Annotated in this window: 22 protein-coding genes; 13 read left to right on the forward strand and 9 right to left on the reverse strand. The window is 38.8% G+C overall.

All coding sequences use genetic code 11. From position 1 onward, the window contains the following. The first annotated feature begins 71 nt into the window (after positions 1–71). The 3 genes from ABE099_RS13315 to ABE099_RS13325 all read left to right on the forward strand — a co-directional run bounded on the left by ABE099_RS13315 (position 72) and on the right by ABE099_RS13325 (position 3,527). Positions 72–1,949, forward strand: coding sequence for an NAD(P)/FAD-dependent oxidoreductase (locus ABE099_RS13315; RefSeq protein WP_430031448.1), 1,878 nt, complete (start codon positions 72–74; stop codon positions 1,947–1,949). A 111-nt stretch (positions 1,950–2,060) separates the two neighbouring features. Continuing rightward, positions 2,061–2,510 (forward strand): hypothetical protein, encoded by a 450-nt coding sequence (locus tag ABE099_RS13320; protein WP_430031451.1) that lies wholly within the window; start codon positions 2,061–2,063, stop codon positions 2,508–2,510. Between the two features lie 36 nt (positions 2,511–2,546). Then, a complete protein-coding gene (locus ABE099_RS13325) occupies positions 2,547–3,527 on the forward strand; it encodes a polyprenyl synthetase family protein (RefSeq protein WP_430031453.1) in 981 nt (326 codons plus the stop codon). A 273-nt stretch (positions 3,528–3,800) separates the two neighbouring features. Here the strand turns inward: ABE099_RS13325 and ABE099_RS13330 are convergent, their stop codons facing one another. From ABE099_RS13330 to ABE099_RS13365, 8 genes are all read right to left on the reverse strand, one after another. Further along, positions 3,801–4,670 (reverse strand): UbiA-like polyprenyltransferase, encoded by an 870-nt coding sequence (locus ABE099_RS13330; RefSeq protein WP_430031456.1) that lies wholly within the window; start codon positions 4,668–4,670, stop codon positions 3,801–3,803. A 77-nt stretch (positions 4,671–4,747) separates the two neighbouring features. Next, positions 4,748–6,046 (reverse strand): aspartate aminotransferase family protein, encoded by a 1,299-nt coding sequence (locus ABE099_RS13335; protein WP_430031458.1) that lies wholly within the window; start codon positions 6,044–6,046, stop codon positions 4,748–4,750. 11 nt (positions 6,047–6,057) lie between these two features. Beyond that, on the reverse strand, positions 6,058–8,073 hold the full coding sequence (locus ABE099_RS13340; RefSeq protein ID WP_430031461.1) for a peptidase U32 family protein: 2,016 nt from the start codon (positions 8,071–8,073) through the stop codon (positions 6,058–6,060). Between the two features lie 56 nt (positions 8,074–8,129). After that, positions 8,130–8,927, reverse strand: coding sequence for an energy-coupling factor transporter transmembrane component T family protein (locus ABE099_RS13345; RefSeq protein ID WP_430031464.1), 798 nt, complete (start codon positions 8,925–8,927; stop codon positions 8,130–8,132). Positions 8,928–8,932: 5 nt separating this feature from the next. Continuing rightward, positions 8,933–9,826: an energy-coupling factor transporter ATPase gene (locus ABE099_RS13350; protein ID WP_430031467.1), complete on the reverse strand. Its 894-nt coding sequence runs from the start codon at positions 9,824–9,826 to the stop codon at positions 8,933–8,935. Beyond that, a complete protein-coding gene (locus ABE099_RS13355; protein ID WP_430031470.1) occupies positions 9,802–10,641 on the reverse strand; it encodes an ATP-binding cassette domain-containing protein in 840 nt (279 codons plus the stop codon). The genes ABE099_RS13350 and ABE099_RS13355 overlap by 25 nt, the downstream gene beginning before the upstream one ends. 63 nt (positions 10,642–10,704) lie before the next feature. After that, on the reverse strand, positions 10,705–11,259 hold the full coding sequence (locus tag ABE099_RS13360) for a Gx transporter family protein (RefSeq protein WP_210090458.1): 555 nt from the start codon (positions 11,257–11,259) through the stop codon (positions 10,705–10,707). After that, positions 11,243–11,632, reverse strand: a complete 390-nt coding sequence (locus ABE099_RS13365) for a NusG domain II-containing protein (RefSeq protein ID WP_430031473.1) — start codon at positions 11,630–11,632, stop codon at positions 11,243–11,245. Before ABE099_RS13365 ends, ABE099_RS13360 begins: the two co-directional genes overlap by 17 nt. 627 nt (positions 11,633–12,259) lie before the next feature. Between ABE099_RS13365 and ABE099_RS13370 the strand changes: the two genes are divergently transcribed. The 8 genes from ABE099_RS13370 to ABE099_RS13405 all read left to right on the forward strand — a co-directional run bounded on the left by ABE099_RS13370 (position 12,260) and on the right by ABE099_RS13405 (position 18,191). Beyond that, positions 12,260–12,421 carry an asparagine synthase gene (locus ABE099_RS13370; protein ID WP_210090456.1) on the forward strand — a complete coding sequence of 54 codons (162 nt, stop codon included), beginning with the start codon at positions 12,260–12,262 and terminating at the stop codon, positions 12,419–12,421. A gap of 144 nt (positions 12,422–12,565) precedes the next feature. Continuing rightward, entirely contained in the window at positions 12,566–12,994 is a 429-nt protein-coding gene (locus ABE099_RS13375) for a MarR family winged helix-turn-helix transcriptional regulator (RefSeq protein WP_430031476.1), read from the forward strand. A 65-nt stretch (positions 12,995–13,059) separates the two neighbouring features. Further along, a complete protein-coding gene (locus ABE099_RS13380) occupies positions 13,060–14,262 on the forward strand; it encodes an MFS transporter (protein WP_430031479.1) in 1,203 nt (400 codons plus the stop codon). Positions 14,263–14,529: 267 nt separating this feature from the next. Next, positions 14,530–15,708 (forward strand): cation:proton antiporter, encoded by a 1,179-nt coding sequence (locus ABE099_RS13385; RefSeq protein ID WP_430031481.1) that lies wholly within the window; start codon positions 14,530–14,532, stop codon positions 15,706–15,708. A gap of 350 nt (positions 15,709–16,058) precedes the next feature. Beyond that, complete coding sequence (locus tag ABE099_RS13390; RefSeq protein WP_430031485.1) at positions 16,059–16,466, forward strand: hypothetical protein; 408 nt, start codon at positions 16,059–16,061, stop codon at positions 16,464–16,466. A 147-nt stretch (positions 16,467–16,613) separates the two neighbouring features. Beyond that, positions 16,614–16,949 (forward strand): PadR family transcriptional regulator, encoded by a 336-nt coding sequence (locus ABE099_RS13395; RefSeq protein ID WP_430031488.1) that lies wholly within the window; start codon positions 16,614–16,616, stop codon positions 16,947–16,949. Beyond that, a complete protein-coding gene (locus ABE099_RS13400) occupies positions 16,939–17,829 on the forward strand; it encodes a permease prefix domain 1-containing protein (protein ID WP_430031491.1) in 891 nt (296 codons plus the stop codon). Before ABE099_RS13395 ends, ABE099_RS13400 begins: the two co-directional genes overlap by 11 nt. Positions 17,830–17,870: 41 nt before the next feature. Further along, positions 17,871–18,191 carry a type II toxin-antitoxin system HicB family antitoxin gene (locus ABE099_RS13405; protein WP_430031494.1) on the forward strand — a complete coding sequence of 107 codons (321 nt, stop codon included), beginning with the start codon at positions 17,871–17,873 and terminating at the stop codon, positions 18,189–18,191. 220 nt (positions 18,192–18,411) lie between these two features. On the opposite strand, the gene ABE099_RS13410 is transcribed toward ABE099_RS13405, so the two are convergent. Next, positions 18,412–18,714: an MTH1187 family thiamine-binding protein gene (locus ABE099_RS13410; protein ID WP_430031497.1), complete on the reverse strand. Its 303-nt coding sequence runs from the start codon at positions 18,712–18,714 to the stop codon at positions 18,412–18,414. Positions 18,715–19,142: 428 nt separating this feature from the next. Here ABE099_RS13410 and ABE099_RS13415 point away from each other — a divergent pair, with 428 nt between their 5' ends. Both ABE099_RS13415 and nrdG read left to right on the forward strand, forming a co-directional pair. Next, a complete protein-coding gene (locus tag ABE099_RS13415; protein ID WP_430031500.1) occupies positions 19,143–21,161 on the forward strand; it encodes an anaerobic ribonucleoside triphosphate reductase in 2,019 nt (672 codons plus the stop codon). Then, positions 21,158–21,676, forward strand: coding sequence for an anaerobic ribonucleoside-triphosphate reductase activating protein (gene nrdG, locus ABE099_RS13420; protein ID WP_430031503.1), 519 nt, complete (start codon positions 21,158–21,160; stop codon positions 21,674–21,676). Before ABE099_RS13415 ends, nrdG begins: the two co-directional genes overlap by 4 nt. Positions 21,677–22,250 lie beyond the last annotated feature (574 nt).

A 22,250-nucleotide genomic window follows, 5' to 3' on the forward strand; every position in this document is an offset into this window, starting at 1 on the left:
ATCATGTAAATTGCCGATAATATACCTTTCATCACATGCATGAATCTATCCAATTTAAGAAGGTGAATTTTTTGAAGAAAATAGTCGTTTTAGGCGGCGGATATGGTGGTGTTGTTACTTCTAAACACCTAGCCAAATTGTTCAAAAAGGATAAGGATGTTGAAATCACATTAATTGATAAAAACCCTTATCATACGTTGTTGACTGAATTACATGAAGTTGCGGCTAATCGTACTCCAGAGGATTCAATCAAAATTGAGCTTAAAAAGATTTTCCAAGGTCAAAAAGTGGATGTAGTGTTAGATCACATCGACAACATTGATTTTGCATCCAAAAAACTGGTATCTGAAAAAAATACCTACAGTTATGATTACCTTGTAATTGGTAGTGGTAGCAAGCCTACCTTCTTTGGTATTCCAGGTGCGGAAGAAAATGCTTTGTCCTTCTGGTCTTATGAGGATGCAGTACGTCTTAAAGACCAAACTCGTTTAATGTTTAGCTTAGCTGCTAAGGAAACTGATGCAGTAAAACGCAAACAAATGTTAACATTTGTTGTTGTAGGTGCTGGATTCACTGGTGTTGAATTGATAGGTGAAATGGCAGAATATCGTGATGAATTGTGTAAAGAATTTTTCATCGATCCAAGTGAAGTTCGTTTGGTTGTTGCAGATATGGCACCAAAAATTTTGCCAATCCTGCCTGATAAGCTAATCCAAAAAGCAACAAAACGTTTGAACAAAATGAACGTTGAAATTATTACAAGTGCAAAAATTACTGGTGTTAATGCTTCCAGTGTAGTGCTGGGTGATAAAGAGCTAGATGCAAATACGATCGTATGGACTGCTGGTGTAGAAGGCTCGGATCTTATTGGTACACTGGATGTACAACAACAAGGACGTAAACGTATCTTAACAAATGACAAACTGCAAAGTGTTGATCATGAGGATGTATACGTTGTAGGGGACAACATTTTCTATATTCCAGAAGGCGAAGAACGTCCAGTTCCGCAAATGGTTGAAAATGCTGAGCAATCTGGTCCATTAATTGCACACAATATTTATGCAGACGTTAAAGGTAAACCTAAAAAATCCTATAAACCAGGATTCCATGGCACGATGGTATGTATCGGTAGCCGTTATGGTGTAGCTAACGTAGGTCTTCCTAACAAAATGTTTATGCTTAGCGGATTTATGGCTATGTTTAGTAAACACCTTATCAATATGTATTACTTGTTCACTGTAGCGGGCTTTGCTAAAGTATGGACTTATATGATGCATGAATTTTTCCATGTGAACAACAGAAGAAGCTTTGTTGGTGGCCATTTTGCAAAACGTTCACCTAACTTCTGGTTGCTTCCATTACGTATTTTTGTTGGTTACAAGTGGTTGAAAGAAGGATTGGATAAATTGCCAAAAATTCTTGATAACCCTTCTAACATTTTCTTAATCCCTGCTTCACCACATGCTAGCGATGCTGTATCAGCTGCAAGTGAAGCTTCTAAGGCAGTAACTGAAACTGTAGATGCTCAAACTGCTGCTTCCGCAGTAGAAAGTGCTTCTCACGCTGTAACTGCATTACCAGTACCTGATTTCATTAAGAGCATGGTTAACTGGTTTATGGATATCTTCTTCTATACTTCAAATGGTGGTTATACAGATCTAGCATCTATTTTCCAATTCTTCATGGTATTTGCTGAAATCGCAATTGGTGCAATGCTAATTGTTGGCTTGTTCACCGCTGTATCTTCTGCGGTTACCGTTGGACTTGGTATTATGATCTGGTCTTCTAGCATGGCATCTACTGAAATGTTATGGTATATGGCTGCTGGTGTTGCACTTATCGGTGGTTCAGGTAGTGCATTTGGTCTTGACTACTATGTGTTACCTTGGCTTAAGAAACAATGGAAGATGCTTCCGTTTGTTCGTAGATGGTATCTATACACCGAATAGTTTTAGATGGAGTATGTAAATACTTTTAACAAGAGAGTAATGTGCATCACGCACATTACTCTCATTTTTAACTTTGATCTTTATTTACCTGCTTGCCGAGGAGTGACCCCAATGAATACGAATCTAATATTCGATGCTGTTCAGCTTGTACAACATGAGATTTCGCCTGATACCGGCATTCATTTGGATGATGAACAATTAGATGTATTACCAGCAGCAAGCTTATTATTAAGTTATAATTTATCATCTTTACGTCAGAAGCATTTGCTTGCTATTTATATTGTCATTACGTTCGCCTCTCACCGTCATAGCGAAACCAATGCTTCCTCCAGTGAAGCACTAATTCGCAAAATATTAGATGGCGACTACCTATATAGCTTATATATTGAATTATGTTTGCGGTTTGAAGAACATGACCTTTTTATTCATTTAGCACCAATCGTTAAACAAATGCAAATTGACAGGTTTAATGGTTTTTATAATAATCATTTGTTGCTAAATGGATTGGAGGCATTTCTTGAGCTTAAATGTAGTGATGGCAAAATTAGCAATGTAATCTAATCCTAATTAAGACTTGGCCTGAAGGAGATTTTTCCCATGAAGCTTAACGAGACGCTGAATATTCCATTAAGGTCAATTGATCGTGAAATTGAGAACATTATAAAACATGACAAGCATTTATCTAACTCCGATTTATTATCCAAAAGTATTTTAAAGCTTGTAAACGCGGGTGGTAAGCGGATCCGCCCTTTGATGGTTGTTGTAGGTAGTAGATTTGGGCCCTCTCCAGATAAGAAACAAATTTGGCAACTTGCTGCAATTGCGGAATTTATTCATGCTGCCTCGTTAATTCACGATGACATTATTGACGATTCTCCACTACGTAGAGGTCAACCAGCTCTACATATTCAGCTTGGTATTGAGCGTGCGATTTATTTAGGTAACTATATGTCTGCACGTGTAATGGAACTGGTATCGCAGTATTCTGCTAATCAAGAGCGTTATGCTTATGATTTATCCTCACTTGTAACGACCCAATTATGTCTAGGCGAGTACCAACAGCTCACCCATAAATATGATTATAGTATTACAATTGAGCAATACTTAGAAAAGACGAAAAATAAAACAGCTGGATTAATGGCTTCGTGTCTACAAATTGGAGCAAGGGCAGCAAAAGCACCCGAAGAGGTTTACACATTACTGTATCAATTTGGCGAAAAGCTAGGGATGTCTTTTCAAATTCGCGATGACTTATTGGACTTTATTCAGACCTCAAATACTTTAGGTAAACCTGCGGGTAATGATCTGAAGTCTGGACAAGTCACTTTACCTGTTTTGTTTGCACTTCAAGACAAGGCTTGTGCGGCATTAATTACTTCTATTGATGCAGCTTCCTCTTCGGAAGACGTGCAACTCGCGATTGAAGCGATTTCAAATAGTGATGCACTAGCTCAAACAGAGGCACTAAGCAAACAATATTTAACTGAAGCACAGAATATCATTGAGCAACTAGCAGACTATCCCGCCCATCGTGATCTAAGAACATTATTGGATTATTTCAGTGGACGAGATTACTAGTTATAATTTAAAAAACGACAAAGCATTGATCAAAGGCAACTTGAGGGCACCTACACTGATCAGCACTTCGTCGTTTTTTTGTTTCATTACATAAGTTGGTGACTATAACAAATTCAAGCGGAGTACAGAGAGACTGCTAACCCAAACTAGCGAAGAGACAGAGCGATTCTGAAGATTGTCTCTTAAAATCAAATTCCATCCATAAATAGACTCTAATATAAAGGAATATGATTTTAACACAATCGCAAGAACGCTCTGGATCGTAGCCCCCCACTATATGAAATAGTCTAACAATGTTGCACATAAAATAACCATACTAATCACCTGATTCAAATTATAAGAAGCTACATTCATAATTTTACGATTAGAAGGCTTAATTATATGATGCTCGGTTAATAACAATACCACTGCAATCAATAATCCTCCGATATAAATCCAGCCTAACCCACGAATCGGAATTAGCGTGATCAGCAATAAAACCATTATAAAATGTAGCCCTGCTGCAATACGCAATCCATTTTTAAGACCAAACACACTCGGAATCGACCATAGCTGGTGGTTCTTATCGAACTCAATATCTTGAGAGCCATAAATAATATCAAATCCAGCAATCCACAACATTACAATCGTCCCTAATATAAAGGGTGTAAATGCAAATGCCCCTGTAACTGCAAACCATGCACCTATCGGTGCGGAAGCAATCGTAAAACCTAAATACAGGTGACTCATGTACGTAAATCGCTTTGTGTAGGAATATGAAGAGATTAAAAATATTGCAACAGGTGATAACACCAGACACAACATATTGAGCATTCCTGCTGCAAAAATGAAAATTCCATAGTTTATAATGACAAAAACCATAACCTCTTTTGACTCTAGCAGGTGCCTTGGCAAATGGCGATGAGCGGTTCGTGGATTTTGTCCATCAAACACACGATCTACAATACGATTAAATGCATTTGCTCCATTTCTTGCAGCAACAAGTGCAATCAGTGACCACAGCATGACATGACCAGACGGCAAGCCTTCTGCTGCCCACACCATAGATATAATTGCAAAAGGCAAGGAGAATAACGTATGTGAAAACATAACTAATTCGCCATACATCCTAATCTTATGACTAATTTTTCTAGCATAATCCATTGTGCTTCTACTCCCGCATCCTTCATTTTATTCATTTACATTTAATTCATTTACATTTGATTCATATCAACGTTTTATTATTGCTTATAATTTGGTAACAGCTTACTTAGCGTTTGCTCCAACGCCTGAAGCATCTCTTTAATATCATTTACATCAATCACAAGTGGCGGCTGGAAAGCAAGAACGTTACGGTTCAAGCCATTTTTACCGATAATAAAACCACGATCCTTCATTTCCTCTAAAGTATCATCGACAAGCTGTGCTCCAAGACTAGGCTCATGTGCCATCAGCTCACACCCAATCATCAAACCCGCACCCCTCACCTCAGTAATAAGCTCAGGGAAATGCTCTGCTAGTCCCTCTAGGCCTTGATATAATACTTGACCAAGCTGGCTAGCACGTTGTGGCAATTGATGAGACTCAATATAATCTAATACAGCTAAACCAGTCACAGCGGCAACGGGATTCCCACCGAATGTAGACGCAGAAGGCCGATTATAACTCGCTGCGATTTCATCAGTTGTTGCAAAACCTGCAATTGGAACCCCACTTCCTAACGCTTTAGCCATAGAAATAATATCAGGCACCACACCAAAGCTAGAAATGGCAAACATTGATCCCGTTCGGCCAAAGCCAGTCTGAATTTCGTCTGCAATTAATAATACACCATATTTCTTAAGTAATGCGCTCACTTTTGCAAAATAATGTGCTGGCGGTACGATAATTCCAGCATTCCCCTGAATCGGCTCCACAATCATCGCGGCAATCTTATCTCCACGTTCCTTTAATATCGCCTCAAGTGCATCTAATGAACGTCCTTCTGCCACTTCTGGAGACGTACCTAACTCATAAGGACGTGGAATAAAGTGTACCCCTGTTTCCTGAGTTAATTCAGGGTCAGTTCGCCACATTGCAAGCCCAGTTACACTCATTGTCAAATAAGTACGCCCATGAAGGCCATGCTCTAGTGCAATAAACTCCTTGCGCCCAGTATGCATTCTAGCAAGTGTTAAGGCTCCTTCGTTTGCCTCTGAACCACTATTTACAAAAAAGGTACGTGTTAGTGAACCTGGTAACACCTTCGCAAGTCGTTCTGCCAAATCCACATTCGGTTGTGTTAAATAAATCGTACACGTATGCTGTAACGTCTCTAGCTGCTTCACAGATGCAGCAGCAATTTCAGGATTACAGTGCCCACTGGCTACAACAGATACTCCTGCAAAAAAGTCGCAATATTTACGTCCTTCATGATCGTATAGGTATTGCATATCCCCTTTTACAAGCTGAGGTGGGTTACGGTAAAAATGCGCCGTACAGGGATAAAAATATTGTTGTCGCTTCGCGATAATTTCATTTGGTCCGATGAATGATTGCATGATAGTCACTCCTAACTGTTGATTTTAGTTCCCTCTGCATCCTGCTGCGCTTCTTCTACCGATTGAACCGCAGTCGCATGTCCGCCATTAAATTGTAACGCACCTAGCGTATAACCAGAATAAACAGGCTCTAGCGTAAATTCCGAGGCATGATCACCATGATTGCTCTTATGACATAAAGCAGCTCTATACGCCGCCACAATACGTTCTAGTTGCTCTGGGGTATACGTTGTACCTTCAATCCGGAAAACAGCGACACCCGCTTGCTGTAGCTCCGCAACAAATGGAAGCATATATAACTCTTTGCTTAATGTTAAATGATTACGTCCATGTACGTCACGATACACAGGATTTTCACCTTTATCTGTTTTTAACACTAAAACACTGTTATTTACGTAATAGTTGTCTTCTTCCTCAATCGGCTCGAAGCGTTCTGCATTTTCATACAAATCATGCTCCATATACATAATCGCAGGTGATCCATGTACAAGCATTTCAAGTGGTGCTTCTGTCTGCTCTAGTAATGTTTTCAACTCTAGTAAAGGTAATTCAATAGAAGCGGTAAGACGCTCCACGCCTCTTTTAAAATAAAAATCAGCAGAAATATGATTATACACATTTAAGTTAAAATCACCAATCAAAGGATAACCACAGCTTGCAAATTTATGAATCGCCCCTAAATTCGTCACCATTACGCCATCTATCGGCAAGCGTTCCCCAAACAATAGGCCTTCATAGATTTCAAACTGTAATTCGGTCATCATCCGTGGTAAGCAGATGTATAGCTTGGCATTGCCCTTAATGTCAGCTAATTGCTCAATTTCGACTCTAGTAAACAGGGTATCAGGTTCATACACGTCCCCTGACAAATAAATATGTTCTGCTCCCCCTGCAAGTGCAGCCTTTGCTTGTGCCATATTATTTACATGGACAGAAATTTCAGCAGTCCCCTGATGTTGTTTATGGGGAAGCACATTTACACTAGCTAATTCCTCTTTTATCGTTTCAAGTCTATTGTGACTTATTTCACGTTCCTCGGTAGGCGTACTAAACACTTTTCCTGTGCTATAGAACTTTCCTGTTCCCTCAAATCTGCGATTAATATTACTTAAGCCTGGTTTACCAAACGCATATCCAACGGATAAATCCCGTTTACGATTACTATAAAGCAACTCTGTATCATGTGAACGATCAAAACCAACTGGATCAGCAATATAACGATCAATCGCATCTCCATACGCATTTACAAGCATCACCACAAAACTAGCATCACGCATCCGACCTTCTATTTTAAAGGAGTTAATTCCACCATGAATAAGTTCAGGAATGTGCTCATACATGAACATGTCTTTAACTGCCAGTGGATATTCAGCAGGATACACATAACCATCCTTTTTCACTCGATAATCCCAACGACAAGGCTTGAGGCATTTGCCGCGGTTACTGCTCATTCCAAATACCATCGAACTGAAATAGCAGTTTGCACCATGCACAGAACACATATCCCCATGCACAAAATATTCTAGCTCCATACCAGTGGCCTGCTGTAAATATCTTGTAGTCATTAAATCCATTTCTCTAGACGCAACAACCCGCTTCACTCCAAGCTCCTGTAACGCTTTGACCATCTCCACATTATGTACATTCATCATGACTGAAGAATGCACGTCTAGGTTGAGTCCCATTTCCTTGATCAGCGCCACGACCGCAAAGTCTTGTACAATCAAGCCATCTGGTCCTGCCTGCTCTAAAAACTGTAAATAAGTACGTGCTTCTTCAATTTCACCCTCATGCAATAAATTGTTAACTGTCACATATACCTTTTTATTTAGCCCATGCGCAATTTTTACTGCCTCAGCGAGCTCCTCTAATGTAAAATTATAACCTTTACGCATCATTCGCATGTTTAAACTAGGTCCACCCATATAAACCGCATCACAATTCGCCTCAATAACCTCTTTAAAAATTTCAAATGTACCTACTGGCGCTAGCAGTTCTACGACCTTACCATTAAAATAACGTGCCACGACACTCTCCCCCTCTGTTGATAACCTGTTGATATTTTGTGAATAATATGTGGATATTAAAGACGTAATAAAATTACAATGCCGATAAGCAATACATAGGAAGCCGTAAATAGAGTTTCTCTACTTCCCCAATGAAGCTTACGAAACTGTGTACGTGGTTGCCCAACCACATAACCTCTAGACTCCATCGATAATACTAAATCCTCTGCACGACGAAATGCGCCTACCGTCACAGGAACTAATAAGGAAATCAAGAGCCTCCCCTTTTCCTTCCAAGGTAATTCCTTTACATCGGCCCCACGTGCGGCTTGTGCCATCATAATTTTCTGGGTTTCATCCAAAATTGTCGGTATAAAGCGTAACGAAATCCCTAACATCAAGGTCAAACGATCACTAGGCACTCCGATTTTTTTAAGTGGCTTTAACACACCATCTAAGCCTTGATTTAACACACCAGGTGTCGTCGTAAAGGTTAAAATTGCGGTAAAAGACACGAGCAAGGTCATTCTTAAAGCTGAAATAAGCCCTGCACTAAAGCCCTCCACATAAATCCTAAACCCACCAAGCTGGAACAAAATATGCTCCCCGCCCATCGTTAACGTCTGGATAATAAAAATAAAAACGATAATGACCCATAACGGCTTTGCCGCTTTAGCAAAATAACGTAATTGTATCTTAGTAGCTAACATATAAAGGATTGAAAAAATAACCGCGATCGCAAGCGGAATCCAAGTTCGAACAAGGAGCAATGCAATAAGGTATAACACCATGCCAGTAATTTTGGCTCTTGGGTCTAAATGATGAATCCATGAGCCGGTATCAATTGTACGTCCAAATAACAGCCGATTTCTCATTTCACTTAACTAGAGCCTCCTTCACTTGCGCCTTCATCTCTTCGATCTCGGATGACCGCACTGATTCGTTCTGCTAATGCCTTTGCTGTTAACTGTGGAGCTTCATCCTCTAGTCCAAAGCGTGTCGCAAGCTGACTCCAATAAGTGATGGATGCAGGTAAGGCAAGTCCTTGCTCTGCTAATTGCACACTGTGCCCAACCATTTCAGAAGCGGTGCCTTGAAAAATGACTCTTCCTTTTTTCATCACGAGCCATTCATCTGCATACGGAAGCATGTCCTCCATCCGGTGCGTAACTACAATGACCGTTTTTCCTTCCTTTTGACACATTAAATTTAACAGTTCCGCTAGCTCAGCCCGACTTTGAGGATCTAGAGTTGCTGTCGGCTCATCTAATACAATGACCTCAGGGTCCATCGCTAACACAGAAGCAATCGCAACCTTTCGCATCTGTCCTCCACTTAATTGGAACGGATTACGTGGCAAAAGCTCATCACTTAGTCCTACCATTTGCAATGCCTTGCTTGCACGTTGCTTCGCTTCCTCTACTGGCACGCCAAAATTTAAAGGACCAAACATAATATCTTTTTCGACCGTATCCTCAAACAACTGGTGTTCTGGGAATTGAAAGACAAGCCCCACTCTTCGTCTTAGCTCAGTAAGCTTTGGCGATTTTTCTCCCGCCTCAATCGTGACATCAAGTACCTTTACCTTGCCCTCTGTCGGCTTTAATAAGCCATTTAAATGCTGCATAAAGGTAGATTTACCTGATCCTGTTTCTCCTGCGATTCCAATAAATCCACCTTCCTCTAGGCGAAGGTTAATATGATCAAGCGCTCCATGATGCCACACACTTCCCGCACCATAGGCGAAGCTTACCTCTTCAAATACAATTGCCATAACGCTTCCTCTACCTCCTTTAAGCTAGCACTCATCGGAAGTTCAAGCCCCTGCTGTGCTAACTCCTGAACAAATAACACGGAATAAGGTGGGAGCAGATGACAAGCTTCCATTAGGGCTTGATCCATAAATAAGGCTTGTGGAGCTAGATCGGCAGCGATACATCCGTCCTGCAACACGATAACTCGATCTGATTTCAAAATTTCATCTGGATCATGCGTAATTGAAATAATCGTATATTGACCGCTGCTACGCATCTCTTCAACGATCGCCATCAATTCGCCTCTTGCCTTTTCATCTAACATCGAAGTTGCTTCATCTAAAATAATAAAGTCAGGCTCCATCGCTAAAATGGCGGTAATCGCCACCTTTTGCTTTTGCCCACCTGATAGTTCAGAAGGATGCTTTGAAAGCAGGGCTTCAATTTGTAGCTTGCTGCTATATTTTTTAATTCGAGTAAGCATTTCTTCTCGTGGCAGGCATAAGCTCTCAAGTCCAAAGGCAATGTCCTCTTCCACTGTAGCTCCGATAAATTGATTATCCGGATTTTGAAATACCATGCCAATACGGCGCATAAGCTCCCCTGCGCTTTTTTGGTTAAGCTCCATCCCATCCACCTTGATTACACCTGCGTTCACAGCAAGAAGCCCGCCAAGCAATCTGGCGAGCGTTGATTTACCTGATCCGTTAGCGCCAACTAAGGATAACCATTGTCCTGTGGCAATATTAAAAGTCAACTCACTTAAGACTGGTTGCTCTGGTGTGTAGGCGAAGGAGACCCCCTCTAACTCAAAAGCTGGTTTCCTATGTGTCATAACCTTCCCCTCCTTTGATATGAGATGACGAATAATAGTACTCCAAGTATTATATCGCCATCCTCACGAACGCTGTAAAAAGCCCTCAAACAAAGAAAGCTTTGTTAAAGCAGGAATTAAGTAACGAACTGCAATCCCAACCGCAATACCTGTTGCAACCCCAGTTAACATTAAAGGTGGGAAGTAGTAAAATATTTGGCTTGCTGAGAAATAAAACGCCGCCGCACATACTTGACCTAAATTATGCATAATACCACCAATGACACTAATACTGAGCATACTTAGCTTGTCACGTCCTACTAAAAGCAGGAACCACATCGCTACAAAGCTAAATAGCGCACCCATTATACTAAATAAAAAACTTGAAAATGTACCAAATATAAAGGCAGTTAACAATGTTTTTAAAAGTACCATCACCAATGTATCACGTGCAGGCAAAAAATATAGACAGGTCAATACCATAATATTAGCCAACCCTAGCTTTGCGCCAGGAGGTCCTGCCGCGGCAATAGGAATAATCGATTCCACAATACTTAGCACAACTGAGACAGCAGCAAAGATTGCGATAATGACCGTTTTACGTAAAGCACGATTTGAAGCTTCATTTAACGACGCCATCGACTCCATCTCCTTCTCCTGCTGCTGTATCTACAATTTCAACCATCAGCTTATGTGGAAGGCATACAATCGTCCCTCCATTACGTTCTATAAATCCAAAAGATAAGCAGACCTTGTCAGGACAATCTGCATCCGTCATTTCAATTCCATAGTCATGAACCTTCAATGTGTTGGTTCCATCTTCTGTTTTCACTTCAATCGTTTGTTCTTTTTCAGTCAAATTAACAGTCTTATAAAGCTTCCCATCTACTGTAATTTTAGCGACCTTTGTTTCGTTGTGATTTTTTTCACTTGTGTCAAGCCATCTTGGGACTAGGAACACCAGCGCGATGACTACCACTAAGCCGATTACTATGACATCTCCGCGTTTCATGAGGCAAACTCCCTTATTTTTTGATTATATAAATCTTATTCATTATACATGTAACCGAACAATCCTTCAACGACAATCACTGCTTTGAAAGCATAATTACACATTTTCAACATTTGCAATTATAAAATAGACATTATTATTACTTTTAGACACTTTTTTTATTTACTTTACTTAAAAATAAAACTTTAATGTTAAGTATTTACATTTGATTTGATATGAGTTATAATATAAATATTGATTATTAATGGTTTGTTCCTCAAGTTGTACAACCCTTCTCATTAGTACCGATTCAGGTACGTTATTCCTATTCTATTGACCCAAGAGTATGAACGTTGCATTCATTTTCTGATTCAACTGGCGCGGTCTAGGAACCGCAAGGATGAAAGAGAGGTAGGGCTTTTATCGTTTTAGAAAAGTAGTAAGGTACTTGTACGCAGGATGGAACACCACTTGTCTGTGATGAACTATTATGAAAATAAAAATAGCGAACAGACAATTACAAATATAGTCTTTTACTACAGCGCCTGAAGAGCAAATCTTCAGGCGCTATCCATTTATGCATAATTTTTTATAGTTATCCTCACACTAATGAGGTCTTTTCAAATCAATATCTAAGGAGTGTTACCTATGCGTGAAGGCTTGATTCCAACTGTTCTTGGAGCTGTTGTATCTGCATCTGCCGCATCACTACTTGGAAGCAAGTATAAGCTTGCTGCTACCGGCATATTAGGTTTTGGTCTGGCACATATTGTGCTTGGCACTATCGATCTAATTGAGCATCGGGATTAGTCGATTTGAAGACAAACATGGCATGTTACTTTTTAAAGTGATGTGCCATGTTTTAATTATGAAAATAAATAATCCTTGATTTTAATTAATTGATATACATATAATTGGTATAGCAATTAATTATTAGCGTGGAGTGATATACAGATGGATACAACACAATCGCTCGGCCATAATCTAGCAAATACAGGTCGTAAGGTTACGCAGCATCTGACACAATTATTCGAACAATATGGTATAACCTCTGAACAATGGTATGTCCTGCATCGGTTAACAGAAAGGGATGGGATTACGCAACTTGAGCTCTCTAAAAGAACAGAAAAGGATCCCACTAACATTACAAGAATATTAGATCAGCTTTCACGTAAAGGGTGGATCGAGCGTAAAGCTAATGCATTAGATCGCAGGTCTTATCTTCTTTATGTAACGCCCTCTGGTGTCACCTTAAGTCAACTCCTATCCCCCATTGAAAAACAATTTACGGACAAGCTTGCCGCCTTATTAACACCAGAGCAGTTAGATAATTTGAAATTATCATTACGTATGATTAATCAGTATTTAAACAGCACTAAATAATATCCAAGTTAGTAAATTATAGTAATTTAAACTCCACGATCACACTATAGAAAGCTGAGATTATTTTGAACGAAAATAAATTATGGAACCGCAATTTTATTCTGATTTGTTTAACAAGTTTTTTTATCTTTATTAGCTTTTACATTTATTCCGTTACCTTACCTGTGTATGCCACAAATGAACTAGGTGCAGGCAAGCAAACAATGGGGCTTGTGATTACAGTATTTATTATTGCTGGCGTTATTTTTCGCCCACTAACAGGCAAGGCACTAAATAAATTTAATAATCGAAAAATTGTTTTACTTTCAGTCGGATTATTTTTATTATGTAGCTTTGCTTACCTACTTTCTTCTTCCTTTGGCAGTATGCTGTTACTTCGTATTATTCATGGTGCTGCGTTTGGGATTGCAGCTACAAGCACCTCTGCAATTGCAATCCGCTTTATTCCACAACATCGTAAAGGTGAAGGAATCGGTTATTTTACTTTGTTTATGAGCTTAGCCATGGTGTGTGGACCATTTCTAGGATTAACGATCAGCTTACACTTTAGCTATATGATATTATTTGCATGCTGTATTATTTTCTCGTTATTAGCTTTTGTTTTTGCTTGTATGCTAGAGATCCCTGCTCTTGAATCGCAATTTTCTGCGACAGAGCTAAAAGGCTGGCGTTCCTACATTGAGCCAAAAGCAATTCCTATCTCGATTACCGGCTTTGTTCTGGCGTTTTCATATGCAGGTCTTGCCACTTATATTTCAATTTATGCAACAAATCTTAATCTCCAAAGTATAGCAAGCTACTTTTTTGTTGTATTTGCCATACTGATCTTGGTTTCCCGTCCATTTACAGGACGTATTTTTGATAAACATGGAGAACATCACCTAGTATATCCTGGCTTAGTTTTATTTTCGTTAGGGATGTTCGTTTTGAGTCAATCCTCTCAGGGGGCTAGCTTCCTCACCTCCGGTGGGATCATCGGGTTAGGTTATGGAGCATTATTGCCAAGCTTACAAACAATTGCGATTCAAGCAGCACCGATGAAGCATAGTGCCTTAGCTACAGGGACATTTTACGTCTTTTTTGATTCAGGCTACGGCGTTGGATCTTATCTGCTTGGAATTATCGCCTCTAGTACAAGCTATAGTCATATGTACTTTATTTCAGCTATAATCGTTGTATTTGTAATCGCACTCTACTATTTATTACATCATCGAAAGCAAACCAAAGAGCTCACATCAATAGATAGAATACAAGACGTACAAGTATAGTTGGTAGTTTTTACGACTTTAGGTAATGTATAAAATATATGATTAAATACTAGTTAATACAGTGGTATTATGGTATAATATTAAGAATAAAAGCATACGTGTATACTGGTGGAGCCTGTCATGCAGGGTTCACCATGTCTTTTTTTAGGACCCTGTTTACTCAGGGTCTTTTTTGTTGTGCATTATTGCGCCTAACTACTGAGTAAACAAAAAAATATTCTTTTTTTGCATATACACCGCTTTAGATATAGAAGGGAAGTGGAGAATTTGGAATTTATTTTAGCTTTAGTACTGATTCTTTTTACTACAAAAATCGCAGGAACGTTAGCGGTTCGCTTAGGTCAGCCGGCTGTACTTGGCAAGTTGATTTCAGGGGTTATTTTGGGTCCCGCTGTATTAGGGTGGATTGTGCCTAGTGATTTCATTCATTATTTCTCACAAATTGGCGTATTACTGCTCATGTTTATTGCTGGTTTAGAAACTGATCTAGAGCAATTTCGTCAAAGCTGGAAATCATCACTTGCTGTAGCCTTAGGTGGTGTTGTTTTTCCAATGATCGGAGGATATAGTCTTGGAATGGCGTTAGGCTGGACGACAGAGCAAGCTTTATTTTTAGCATTAGTCATTTCAGCAACCTCTGTAAGTATATCCGTTCAAACCTTAAAAGAAATGAATAAGTTAAATTCCAAGGAAGGCACAACCATTTTAGGCGCCGCTGTAGTCGATGACATCCTCGTTGTAGTATTACTAGCTGTAACGATGAGTTTCTTTGGAGCAGGTGAAGCTGTTTCCATTCCATCGCTATTGTTGAAAAAGGTTCTCTTTTTCGCAGTCATTATTGCCGCAGGCTGGTTTATTGTGCCACTCATTATGAAGTGGATGTCTAAATTTAAAGTGACTGAAACTGTTGTGAGTGCTGCTATCTTCATCTGTCTTGGCTTCTCCTATTTTGCCGAAATGATGGGTGTTGCTGGTATTATTGGCGCATTTGCCGCTGGGATTGCTATCTCTCAAACGGGCTATAAGCATACCGTAGAAACCAAAATTGAACCCATTGCCTACACATTATTTGTACCTGTATTTTTTGTCAGCATTGGATTAGATATTTCATTTGCAGGTTTAGGGGAACAAATCTGGTTCATTGTTATACTAACCTTGATTTGTATCTTCACAAAGCTAGTTGGATCAGGACTTGGGGCTAGATTAACAGGCTTTAACCTCCGCCAATCGATGGCAATTGGATCTGGTATGATTTCCAGAGGTGAAGTTGCTCTAATTTTGATGACATCTAGCACAGGTTCTCACTTATTAACGGGTTCTACCTATACTTCAATTGTACTTGTTGTCATTATTACGACATTGGTAACCCCGCCCTTACTCAAGAAAACACTTCAAGTCAGTTCGAATCAATCGAAACCAATACAGTCTGATAACGTAATGTTATAGAAAGAGGATTAGGAGTGTAGCTATGCAATATCATGTTGGAAATACAAAGATCTTTTGTCCTTGCTGTAGAAACGATTCTTTCGAACTCGATTATAGACAGCTTAACACCAAGGGTGCTACTTTTTTGGGACTTGACTGGGCAAATCGAAGCGTAGCCATTTTAATTTGTCAGCAATGTTCTTATATCTCATGGTTTATGGCTGATCCGATGGAAATTAGATAAGTTTATAACTAGCAAAAACGACTTTCACTAGGTGGAGGTCGTTTTTTTATGAAAAAAAATACCTGTTGCATATTATCCCTCATATTGCGTAAAATAAGAACATACATTCGTATCGAGGAGATGAACTATGTACGGAACAGCAGAAGATATGTATTACGTGAAACTATATTTATTGTTGCCTTTAGTACTAACCGCGTTTGAGCGTGATAAAAATTTAGCGAATACCACATTTAAAACACCAGAACCTTATTTAAATACAATTGAACAGGCTATGCATAGCGTTGAAAAGGATTTAAAGGATGTCAGAGCTTATTTTAGACAAAAGGGAATTAAAGTCTATAAGGAAAGTCGCCATCTTAAAGGTGTTCACGCCCAATATTTATGTAGAGGATATCATTGTGAAATGAATTTATTAAGTGAGATGGTAGCTACAGAATGTAGAGTGCTTATGGAGAAATATTTAGGCTTAGATATCGGCAAATATAGAAATAAAAACATACCTGCGGACTTACAGGAGTTTAGTATGTATCAATAGATATATACTTCTTTGAGCAGAAGTTAAAAATAAAGAATACTATATTTTGAAATCTAATTGATATGATATAGGCAACTTTTATCCTTGTTTTATCCTCAAATATCTGTTAACTTGACTACATAGAATTACATAGTAGGTGGTGAATGTATGAAAAATGAAATGATTAAAGGTTATATTGATGGGATCATACTCTCAATTTTGAGCGAAAGAGATTCATATGGGTATGAGATTTCTCAATATATAAATGAGGTAACCTATGGAGACTTTCACCTCAAGGAAGGTACACTGTATCCTGCATTAAAAAGGTTAGAAGCAAATCACTATATTGAAGGCTATTGGGGAGAACAAGAGGGAGGTCCTAGACGGAAATATTATAGAATTTTAGATGAAGGGAAAAAACAGCTTGAAAAAATCAAAAGTTCATGGATAAAAAATACTAATATTATTAATATTTTCTTGAGAGGTGAATTAAATGGACTTTAGATCTTATTTAGAACAAATCTTTAAAAGATCACTTTTATCTAAACAAGAACGTGTAGATATGTCAGAAGAAATGGCTGCTCATTTATACTTATCCAAAGATCATTATATTAACAGAGGTTACTCTGATGAAAATGCAACCAAAAAAGCGCTAGAGTCTTTTGGTGATCCAATTAGTATAAGGAAAAACTTAACCCAACAAACTTTCGGCTTCTCAAGTAACATAATTATACGGTTGATCTACTCTAGTGGATTATTATTTATATTTTCTATCCTCTTTGCATTAGTTGCACGTTATTATAATGTTCATAATAGAATTATTGAGCTTTTCCCTATAGTATTGATTACAGTACACGCTTTATCTATTGGTTTATTGTTTACTCGTAAAAATGTAGATAGATGGTGCTTACTAACTACACCCTTTTTATTTGGAATGGGTTATTTACAAGCGTACTCTGATCCTTTTTATAAACTACTTGAAAAAATGACTGGAATCGATTCCTTTGCTATGTTTCAAAAACTTTTTTTTAGTGGCACATATGATTATGCAGGTCGCATTAGCTTTATGTTTATTGGTGGGTATTTCCTACTGTTCCACTGCCTAATTATCTTTTTGCTTAGTAGAAATATTTACATATCAATTATGCCTTTTATTCTATCTATAGTTTATACACTATCCCACATGGTTATTATTGGTTCATATTATAAATTTTTTGGTGAAGATTTTAATTCAAAAGTCACAAGAGGTTATCGTATTTTTATTAAAGGTAATTATCAACGTTTCACCGATATCATCATAAAGTTAGCGTTTTGTATTTTGTTATTTTTTGTTCTAACTTTAATTAAAAAGTATCGATTCAGAAAAAAAATCCGTACTACTTAATTGTATTATGGGCTAAGCCCTCTCCCAAGGAGGTTATTTACATGAGTAAAAAAGATGTCTATCGATTCTGGGCATTATTTGATACATCCAATGACGGAATTGCAGTTAGTTTTCCTGACTTACCAGGATGCTTTACTTCTGGAGATACTGCTGACGAGGCATATGTTGCACGTGAGGCATTAGAAGGTTTTTTATACTTGATGGAGCAAGACGCAGAACACATTCCTACACCGTCACCACTTGATCTTATATTAAAGCAAGCTGATGTGAATGAAGCTGCTTGTGAAATCCAAGTTTATATGCCTACTGTACTTCAGGAAGGATTAAAACGGGGTCTTGGTATTGATAAACATCAAGTTTAAGCAAAGGACTTAGTTTATCTTTTAAAAAATATAGAAAAAGAAACCAGTTAAGGTTTCTTTTTTAGTACTATATATCGAATCAGTTCTCTGCAAAAGTCAGCTGCATTCCTGCCAGCGAATACCGCCCTTATTGGTAATGGTTCAGTCACGAGTGACAAGCCAGTACGATTCCAGCTACATCGTAAGTAATCTCAAATTTTTGCCCAGTGGCATCCTACCTCTACTGTAGCTTTTCCAGCACAGAACGCAACTTTTGCTCTGAGGTGCTTATCTTGTCCCGTCGATCGTCAATTTTAATGGAGGTCGATACTCGTCCTACCCCCTGATCAAATGGAGCTTCGTGGAGCGCGCGGATGGCTGCAAATACATCATCCAGTTCCCCTTCAATGATTGTACTCATTGAGGTAAGCTGATATTGTATTTTAGGCTGGGCCTGCAATACACGCTGTAGCTGTGCCACATATTCACTTAAGCTCGTTGAGCCTGTGCCTACTGGAAGCACTGTTACTTCTGCAATTGCCATCTTCTAATTCCTTCTTTCTATTTTTTATTTCTCTCAATTTAATGGCTCAACATAGCCATTTTAATTGATCTTATTTTACCACTTCATGTCCTTCTCTCCTATTTTTCTATTTGCAAATTATAATTATTTTAGTGCAGAAAATACAATTTGTATTATTTTGTCACAATAAAAAGTTCACAATTATTTAACGTTTCTATCAGCCCTATGAGGACAAGCCCTCACGCCTTTTCTCCAATATTTTTCCAGCACAAATAGGGGAAAGTCCTATTTACTTCACAATATGTATGGTTGTATAGTTATTTCAAATACTAAATGTAGTGTTTGTTCACATTAACTTAACTAAAGCATTTTCAACTAGACCTGCGTTGAGAATGCTCATTTATATGCCTAATTTTAGTTTATATGTAGATAAGGAGGCAGTTGGGAAAATGGCATTGTTAAACCATGTATATCCAAGCCAAGAGGAAATTTTAGGTGAGGTCGTCAACATCGGAGAGGAAATTATCGATAGTCGGAATATTGAATTGCTACGTGAAAATGCGAATTTAAATGGCGAAAGCTTCTCTGGAAAAATGAGCAAAATGGGTAGCGAATATGCAAAATGGTATGCGGAGCATTTCATTATGCCCAAACCATTAGTGCAAGCGATTAAAGATAATATTGTCTACGTCCATGATTTAGATCAATATGCGATCGGGACCACCAACTGTATTTTTATCCCATTTAGTAAATTGTTGCAGCAAGGCTTTAATACAGGTAACGGTAGCGTACGCACACCTAATTCGATTATGACGGCAATGGCTTTGGTCGCGATTATTTTTCAATCCCAGCAAAATTCCCAATACGGTGGTGTCTCAGCGAATAAGCTAGATTTTGATCTTGCACCTTATGTGCGTAAATCATTTCAGAAATATTTCCTAAAAGGATTAGAATATTTCGAAGAATTAGACTCATTTGAAGAAATAACTGCTGAATCAACTGAATTAACATCCAAATACGACGTCTTGGGTGAGATTACAATGAGTCGAACAGATTTAGAACAAACTTACCCTAAAGCCTTCCGTTATGCCCTCAAGGAAACCAAAAGTGAGACGCTTCAAGGCGCAGAAAGCCTAATTCACAATTTAAATACGATGTCTAGTCGTGCTGGTGGGCAAATTCCGTTTACAAGCATTAATTATGGAACAGATACGTCTCCAGAGGGTCAGTTAGTTATTTCCTCATTACTGGAGGCGACGATTGCTGGACTGGGTAGTGGTGAAACACCTATTTTTCCAATTCAAATTTTTAAATGTAAGCAAGGGGTTAACCAAGCACCTGGAGATCCAAACTATGCTTTGTTTTTAAAAGCAGCAGAATGCTCCTCCAAAAGAATGTATCCTAACTTTGCAAATATAGATGCACCACTTAACCTGCAATACTATAAGGCAGATGATCCAGATACAGAATTTGCTACAATGGGTTGTCGTACACGTGTATTAAGTGACCGTTTTGGTCGTAATCATTTGTCTGGCAAAGGGAATCTGTCCTTTAACACCTTAAACTTAGTTAAGCTTGGTATTGAGCATGGAACCGTTTTGGGTCATCGTAAAGAAGCAGACGAGCGTGGATTTTACAAGGAATTAGATTTTTATCTCAATATTGCAATGGAGGGTCTGCTCCATCGTTATCGTATACAGCAATCGCAAAAAGCAAAAGCCTCTGACTTTATGATGCGTGAAGGGGTCTGGGAGGGTGGCGAGCAGCTATCTCCTGAAGATCGAGTTGGTGAACTAATTAAGCATGGTAGCTTATCTATCGGCTTTATTGGGTTAGCTGAATGCATGAAAGCGATGTATGGTAAGCATCATGCAGAAGATGAGCAGGTTTATCATAAAGCGTATAATTTAATTAAATATTTGCGAAATTACTGTGATCTACAAAGTGAGCGCCACAATTTAAACATTACGTTATTCGCTACACCAGCCGAAGGCTTATCCGGTAAATTTACGAGCAAAGATCAAGTAACCTATGGCGCTATAAAAGGGGTAACTGACAGAGAATATTATACGAATTCGTTCCATGTTCCTGTCTATCACACTGTAAGTGCAGCGCGGAAAATTCAGCTTGAAGCTCCTTTTCATGACTTATGTAACGCAGGAGCGATTTCATATATTGAGCTAAACGGAAATGCACGCAACAACCCAGAAGCATTTTTACGAATTATTCAATATGCACTAGAGCAAAACATTAGCTATTTCAGCCTTAATCATCCCATTGACCGTTGCTCTGCTTGTGGATATGAAGGAATTATTGGTGCCAATTGTCCTGCTTGTCAGCGTTCAGAAAAGGACGTGCATATTCGCCGTTTACGCCGTGTGACGGGATATCTTACTGGTGACTATCAGACTCGCTTTAATGCCGCGAAGCAAGCTGAGGTTCGTGATCGTGTGAAGCATACTACATGAACATCTGCGGCTATTACCCTGAGAGCATTAACGAAGGAGAAGGCTTAAGAGCCGCTTTATTCGTTAGTGGCTGTCGACATTATTGCAAAGGCTGCTTTAGTGCCGCCACCTGGAACTTTAATTACGGCGAGCCCTTCACACCACAACGAGAGCAGGAAATTATTGAAGACATTGCAAACAATCCATTACTAAGTGGAATTACTATTTTAGGTGGAGATCCATTTTTTTCACCTTCCGAGGTCAGCTTATTTATCGATCATCTGCGGGACGCAGTGCCCAACATTTCAGTCTGGATTTACAGTGGCTATACGTTTGAGGAACTTATTAAGGATCCACACTCTGAGGAATATGCACTGTTAACACGCTGCCAGGTCATTATAGATGGTCGATTTGAACAGGAACTTCTCGATACAAGCCTTTTATATCGCGGTAGCTCCAACCAACGTATTATCGATATTCCTGCCAGTCTCCGTACTGGCTCAGTTGAATTGTGGCAGGCAAAAACTACATTCTAATATTACGTTATTTATTATTTTATTTATGACTCAATAAAATAATCAGTCCTTGACAATCATGAAGTAAGAGACTACGTAGCAGGGAGTGGCTTCAACCGCTGTTAAGGCCCCATTTTCTTTATCACATGTGTTGAATGGATGAAATTGTGACCTTAAAGGCGGTCGCGTTCGCTTCTCCACCATCTCCCTGCTCCTTCGCTTCGTTAGCTTATTGTCAAGTACCGATTCTTATGTTAAGCCTTATTTATTATGTTATTAATAAATATCCCATTAATTGTTAACCAAATAACTAAAAGGAGATTCCTAATTTAACTGGAATCTCCTTTTTTACATTCCCCAATAACAGCACTTGGCTCTACTTTAAGCTTAGTGTTTGATATAGCAGCAGAAAGAAGCGAAGGGACAGAGCGATTGTGGAGTAAGCCTTTAAAGTCCGATTGTAACCTTTACCAATGTAAGTTTATGCTTCGTTTTTGAATTAGTGGATGACAACTATCCCAAACTAGCGAAGGGACAGGGGGATTCTGGAGAAGTGGAACGTCCGTCTCTTAAAACCAGATTTCAACGTGAGAAA

The sequence above is a fragment of the Paenibacillus turicensis genome, from assembly GCF_050461185.1.
Classification (GTDB): Bacteria; Bacillota; Bacilli; order Paenibacillales; family Paenibacillaceae; genus Fontibacillus; species Fontibacillus turicensis_A.

What these genes read in the sequence shown, in the direction of transcription:
- ABE099_RS13330 (WP_430031456.1), bottom strand. Translation starts at nt 4,670, where the DNA reads ATGGATTATGCTAGAAAAATTAGTCATAAGATTAGGATGTATGGCGAA.
- ABE099_RS13415 (WP_430031500.1), top strand. Translation starts at nt 19,143, where the DNA reads ATGGCATTGTTAAACCATGTATATCCAAGCCAAGAGGAAATTTTAGGT.
- ABE099_RS13400 (WP_430031491.1), top strand. Translation starts at nt 16,939, where the DNA reads ATGGACTTTAGATCTTATTTAGAACAAATCTTTAAAAGATCACTTTTA.
- ABE099_RS13370 (WP_210090456.1), top strand. Translation starts at nt 12,260, where the DNA reads ATGCGTGAAGGCTTGATTCCAACTGTTCTTGGAGCTGTTGTATCTGCA.
- ABE099_RS13375 (WP_430031476.1), top strand. Translation starts at nt 12,566, where the DNA reads ATGGATACAACACAATCGCTCGGCCATAATCTAGCAAATACAGGTCGT.
- ABE099_RS13405 (WP_430031494.1), top strand. Translation starts at nt 17,871, where the DNA reads ATGAGTAAAAAAGATGTCTATCGATTCTGGGCATTATTTGATACATCC.
- ABE099_RS13355 (WP_430031470.1), bottom strand. Translation starts at nt 10,641, where the DNA reads ATGACACATAGGAAACCAGCTTTTGAGTTAGAGGGGGTCTCCTTCGCC.
- ABE099_RS13395 (WP_430031488.1), top strand. Translation starts at nt 16,614, where the DNA reads ATGAAAAATGAAATGATTAAAGGTTATATTGATGGGATCATACTCTCA.
- ABE099_RS13335 (WP_430031458.1), bottom strand. Translation starts at nt 6,046, where the DNA reads ATGCAATCATTCATCGGACCAAATGAAATTATCGCGAAGCGACAACAA.
- ABE099_RS13365 (WP_430031473.1), bottom strand. Translation starts at nt 11,632, where the DNA reads ATGAAACGCGGAGATGTCATAGTAATCGGCTTAGTGGTAGTCATCGCG.
- ABE099_RS13325 (WP_430031453.1), top strand. Translation starts at nt 2,547, where the DNA reads ATGAAGCTTAACGAGACGCTGAATATTCCATTAAGGTCAATTGATCGT.
- ABE099_RS13390 (WP_430031485.1), top strand. Translation starts at nt 16,059, where the DNA reads ATGTACGGAACAGCAGAAGATATGTATTACGTGAAACTATATTTATTG.
- ABE099_RS13345 (WP_430031464.1), bottom strand. Translation starts at nt 8,927, where the DNA reads ATGAGAAATCGGCTGTTATTTGGACGTACAATTGATACCGGCTCATGG.
- ABE099_RS13320 (WP_430031451.1), top strand. Translation starts at nt 2,061, where the DNA reads ATGAATACGAATCTAATATTCGATGCTGTTCAGCTTGTACAACATGAG.
- ABE099_RS13350 (WP_430031467.1), bottom strand. Translation starts at nt 9,826, where the DNA reads ATGGCAATTGTATTTGAAGAGGTAAGCTTCGCCTATGGTGCGGGAAGT.
- nrdG (WP_430031503.1), top strand. Translation starts at nt 21,158, where the DNA reads ATGAACATCTGCGGCTATTACCCTGAGAGCATTAACGAAGGAGAAGGC.
- ABE099_RS13410 (WP_430031497.1), bottom strand. Translation starts at nt 18,714, where the DNA reads ATGGCAATTGCAGAAGTAACAGTGCTTCCAGTAGGCACAGGCTCAACG.
- ABE099_RS13360 (WP_210090458.1), bottom strand. Translation starts at nt 11,259, where the DNA reads ATGGCGTCGTTAAATGAAGCTTCAAATCGTGCTTTACGTAAAACGGTC.